Origin of the sequence: Roseobacter sp., from assembly GCF_024639605.1 — a bacterium.
In the GTDB taxonomy this organism is placed as follows: Bacteria; Pseudomonadota; Alphaproteobacteria; order Rhodobacterales; family Rhodobacteraceae; genus Roseobacter.
Genome location: NZ_JAHEHZ010000230.1, coordinates 1 through 3,769, shown reverse-complemented (window position 1 = coordinate 3,769; position 3,769 = coordinate 1). Strand labels below are relative to the sequence as shown.

Sequence of the window (3,769 nt, the reverse complement as noted above, 5' to 3'; positions counted from 1 at the left end):
TCACCAGCTTTGCCTCGACACCGCGACGCCGCAGTCGGAGCGGCGCGTGGATGTCGCATAGGTTTGCAGCAAGGTCATCGACCGGAACGCCGAGGCGCGTTGCAACCTCGACCTTATCCAAGGTCAGATGGATCTTTTGCGCGGTGACCGTTCCCGAGGCCAGCAAGACGCGCAGCAGGTCCGGTTCTGGTTTGCCGAGGTGCTCAACCAGCTCTGCGGCAGTGTCGTGCACGCTGCCGTTGCCGCGCAGATCGGGCGTTGCAAGCAACCGGTGTTCGTCTGCGGCCATGCCAAGGTGAGCGGCGATCAGATCAGCGATGCTCTTCTCGAGCGCGCGTGCCGGCAGGCGCCAGCCGGTTGGATCGGGTCCGCCGGAGATCAGGCGGTTGGAGACATAGTATCGATGCCGCCGGCCCGACTTGATGCTGTGGGTGGGCGTGAGCCGGTCGCCGGTGTCATCGCAGAGCTTGCCTGTGAGCAGGGCTGGATCGGAGGCTCCGATGGTTCGGCCCCGGCCGCGCCGTGCTGCCTGCTGCAGCTTCTGCTGAACCCGGTCCCACAGGGCCTCGTCGATGATGGCGGGATGCTTGCCGGGCCAGATCTTGTCCTTGTGACGGATCTGCCCGAGGTAGACCGGGTTCAGCAGGATCTTGTGGATCTGCCCGCCGGACATTCGGTTGCCGCCCTGTTCCCGACCGGAGCGGAAGCGGTGACGCTTCGATCTGAGCCCCAGTTCAGCCGCTTCCCGTTCGACAGCGGCGAGGGAGCCATGCCGGTCATAGAGATCAAAGAGGGTCTGGACGGTCCGGGCTTCATCCTTGTTGACCACCAGCTCGCGGGCGTTGGGGTCGGGATGCGGATCATAGCCAAGAGGTGGCACGCCGCCCATCCAGAGGCCCTTCTTCTTGGAGGCCGCGATCTTGTCGCGGATGCGTTCGGCGGTGACCTCGCGTTCGAACTGGGCGAAGGACAAGAGCACGTTCAGGGTCAGCCGTCCCATGGAGGAGGCGGTGTTGAAAGCATTGTCTAACGTCAGCGCTTGTGGGACAGATCTGAGGTTTTTCTAACGGAGGATTTCTGGTTCATCGCAGCCATTATGGAGCGAAGATGAACAAGAAATCCGGAACATCGAAAGACGCAGCGGATAAGCTGGTCAAAACCATTCGCCGCAAGACGCGGCGCTTACATTCCCCGGAAGAGAAGATCCGCATTGTCTTGGCGGGTCTTCGCGGTGAGGAGAGCATCGCTGCTCTGTGCCGCCGCGAGGGGATCAGCGAGAGCCTGTATTATTCCTGGTCAAAGGAGTTTCTGGAAGCAGGCAAGCAACGCCTGGCGGGTGACACCGCGCGACAAGCAAGCTCGCCTGAGGTTAAGGAATTGCGTTCGGAATCTGCGGCCCTGAAGGAGGCGGTTGCTGACCTGACCCTGGAAAACCGGCTGCTCAAAAAAAGTATGCTCGGGGATGGGGAGTACGAGGTATGAGGTACCCTGGATCAGAGAAGCTTGAGATCATCCGCACTGTGGAAGCCTCACATCTGCCGACACGCCGGACGCTGGAGACGATCGGCATTCCCAGCACGACCTACTACCGTTGGTACGATCTGTGGTCTGAAGGTGGTGTCGATGCACTGGAAGATACGGCACCGTGCCCCCAGTCTGTGTGGAACCGCATCCCGGATGAGACGCGGGAGGCCTTCATTGAGTTTGCCCTTGAACATGAGGATCTGACGCCCCGCGAGTTGGCGGTGAAATACACCGATGATGAGCGGTATTTTATCTCGGAATCATCGGCTTACCGCATCCTGAAGGCTGAGGACCTGATCACCGCACCAAGGCATATCGTGATCAAGGCGGCCAACGAGTTCAAGGATAAGACCACCCGAATAAACGAGCTCTGGCAGACCGACTTCACCTATCTCAAGGTGGTTGGCTGGGGGTGGTTCTATCTCAGCACGATCCTCGATGACTACAGCCGCTACATCATAGCTTGGAAACTTTGCACCACGATGAAAGCGGAGGATGTGACCGACACGCTTGATCTGGCGCTGGAAGCTTCAGGGTGCGCAAACGCAATCGTGGCAACCAAGCCCAGGCTGCTGAGCGACAACGGGTCGTCATACATCGCGGGCGATCTGGCTGATTATCTCGAAGACAAGGGCATGGACCACATCCGCGGCGCACCGTTCCACCCACAGACGCAAGGCAAGATCGAACGCTGGCATCAAACGATGAAGAACCGCGTATTGCTGGAGCACTACTTCCTGCCCGGCGATCTCGAAGCCCAGATCGAAGCCTTCGTCGAATATTACAACAACCAAAGGTACCACGAGAGCCTGGGCAACCTGACGCCCGCTGACGTCTACTTTGGGCGCGCGGAGCAAATCTTGAAACAGCGAGAGGAGATCAAGCGAAAAACAATGAACGAACGGCGCTTGCGCCACAAAACTGAAAACGCGTAAACTCAATCAAGGATGAGCCAGAGCCTCCAATCAAGAAACGCTCAGCTGTCCCAAATTATCTGACGACGGACAGTAATCAATTGAAATATTTAGGGTTAATTCGCGTTTAAGTCAGAGCTTCAGATAGAACAAAGCAACTGCGGATGAAATGGAAACAAACTGTTTCCATTTTTGAAGCATTTGTTGAGCGATTTCTTGCTTACTTTTTGCAACTTCACGCTATACTCAGGGTTGTTCAAAGTACTGGTGGGGTAACTAGGAGTTTTTTCAGACTTATCTGGGCGACGCCTTTCCTATTGTGCGTCGCCCAATTTTATTGAGCATCACATAGACCTCAACACGCTTGGTCTATTCATAAGTGCCTCGTCCTATTTACCCGCATACCATCTAATCTCGCCATGTGCCGGGATCTTATGCCGTGAGCCTAAGCGGAACACCAAATTGTTTGTGACATGATCTCGTCTGATTGCAGCCAGCGCCCCATCAGTGTTCTAAAATTTGCGACGAAACCCGACAACTATTGCGTTCAATCCGCCGTTTGCGGAGGGTGTTTTCGGTAACCTTGAAGACCGCAGTTTCCGCAGATCGGACACTTAGAAACCGTTAGAAACCTCTGCTTTGGGAAAGAAAATCCAAAAGGTCCCGTTAAGGGATTACCCAGAACTCCGGGTACGGCCCGATGGCGTCTACAATCGATGGTTGACTGTATCGAAGCGATACGGTTTATGACCGGCGTTGACGCTCCGCTACGCCGACAAAACTCGAATTTCTGTCAGCTAGTCCGCGTCATTTTATTACTTAACCTAGATGGGAACCGACAATGAAATTAATGCAAATCACCGTAAGTGCCTGTATCGCAGCTCTGAGCTTTGCGATCCCGGCAAACGCCGCAGACCCCATTCCGGGCGCAGAAGACGGCTTCGCTCCTTATGGGTCACCAGTTGAAGGATGGAATATCTTTATCGATGCAGAGCGTGAAGCTTGCTTCATCGAACGCACTGACGACTTTGGACATGCAATTCAGATCGGCCTGACAAAAAATAAGAAACACGCTTACATTGGCGTGTTCACTTTGGCCGATGTTGATATCAAAAACCGCCAGAAGGTCGAGATTGATGTAAACGGTTTTGTATTCGACGGCAAAGCGCGCGGTATGAAAAGCAAGGACCTGCGTGGAGAATACAAGGGAGCTTACTTTGTCATCAAAGACGACAACATGATCAACGCTATCATGCAGGAAGGGACACTGACTGCATTCCCCAAAAAGACAAAGCAGCCAATAAAGGTTGATTTGACAGGTGTTAGTGCAG

The 3,769-nt window shown here is 55.0% G+C and carries 3 protein-coding genes; 2 read left to right on the top strand and 1 reads right to left on the bottom strand.

The window, feature by feature from the left end; translation table 11 throughout:
• The coding region (locus tag Q0M35_RS17975; RefSeq protein WP_295317627.1) for a recombinase family protein at positions 1–1,000 on the bottom strand (1,000 nt) is incomplete at its 3' end.
• A gap of 107 nt (positions 1,001–1,107) precedes the next feature.
• On the opposite strand from Q0M35_RS17975, the gene Q0M35_RS17970 reads away from it, so the two are divergent.
• Both Q0M35_RS17970 and Q0M35_RS17965 read left to right on the top strand, forming a co-directional pair.
• Positions 1,108–2,459 (top strand): IS3 family transposase gene (locus tag Q0M35_RS17970; RefSeq protein WP_295317626.1). Its coding sequence is split into 2 segments (ribosomal slippage): positions 1,108–1,444 and positions 1,444–2,459, totalling 1,353 coding nucleotides; the frame shifts between segments, so codons are not numbered across the junction.
• Between the two features lie 820 nt (positions 2,460–3,279).
• Positions 3,280–3,769, top strand: a 490-nt coding sequence (locus Q0M35_RS17965; protein ID WP_295317625.1) for a hypothetical protein, incomplete at its 3' end; no start/stop codon positions are given.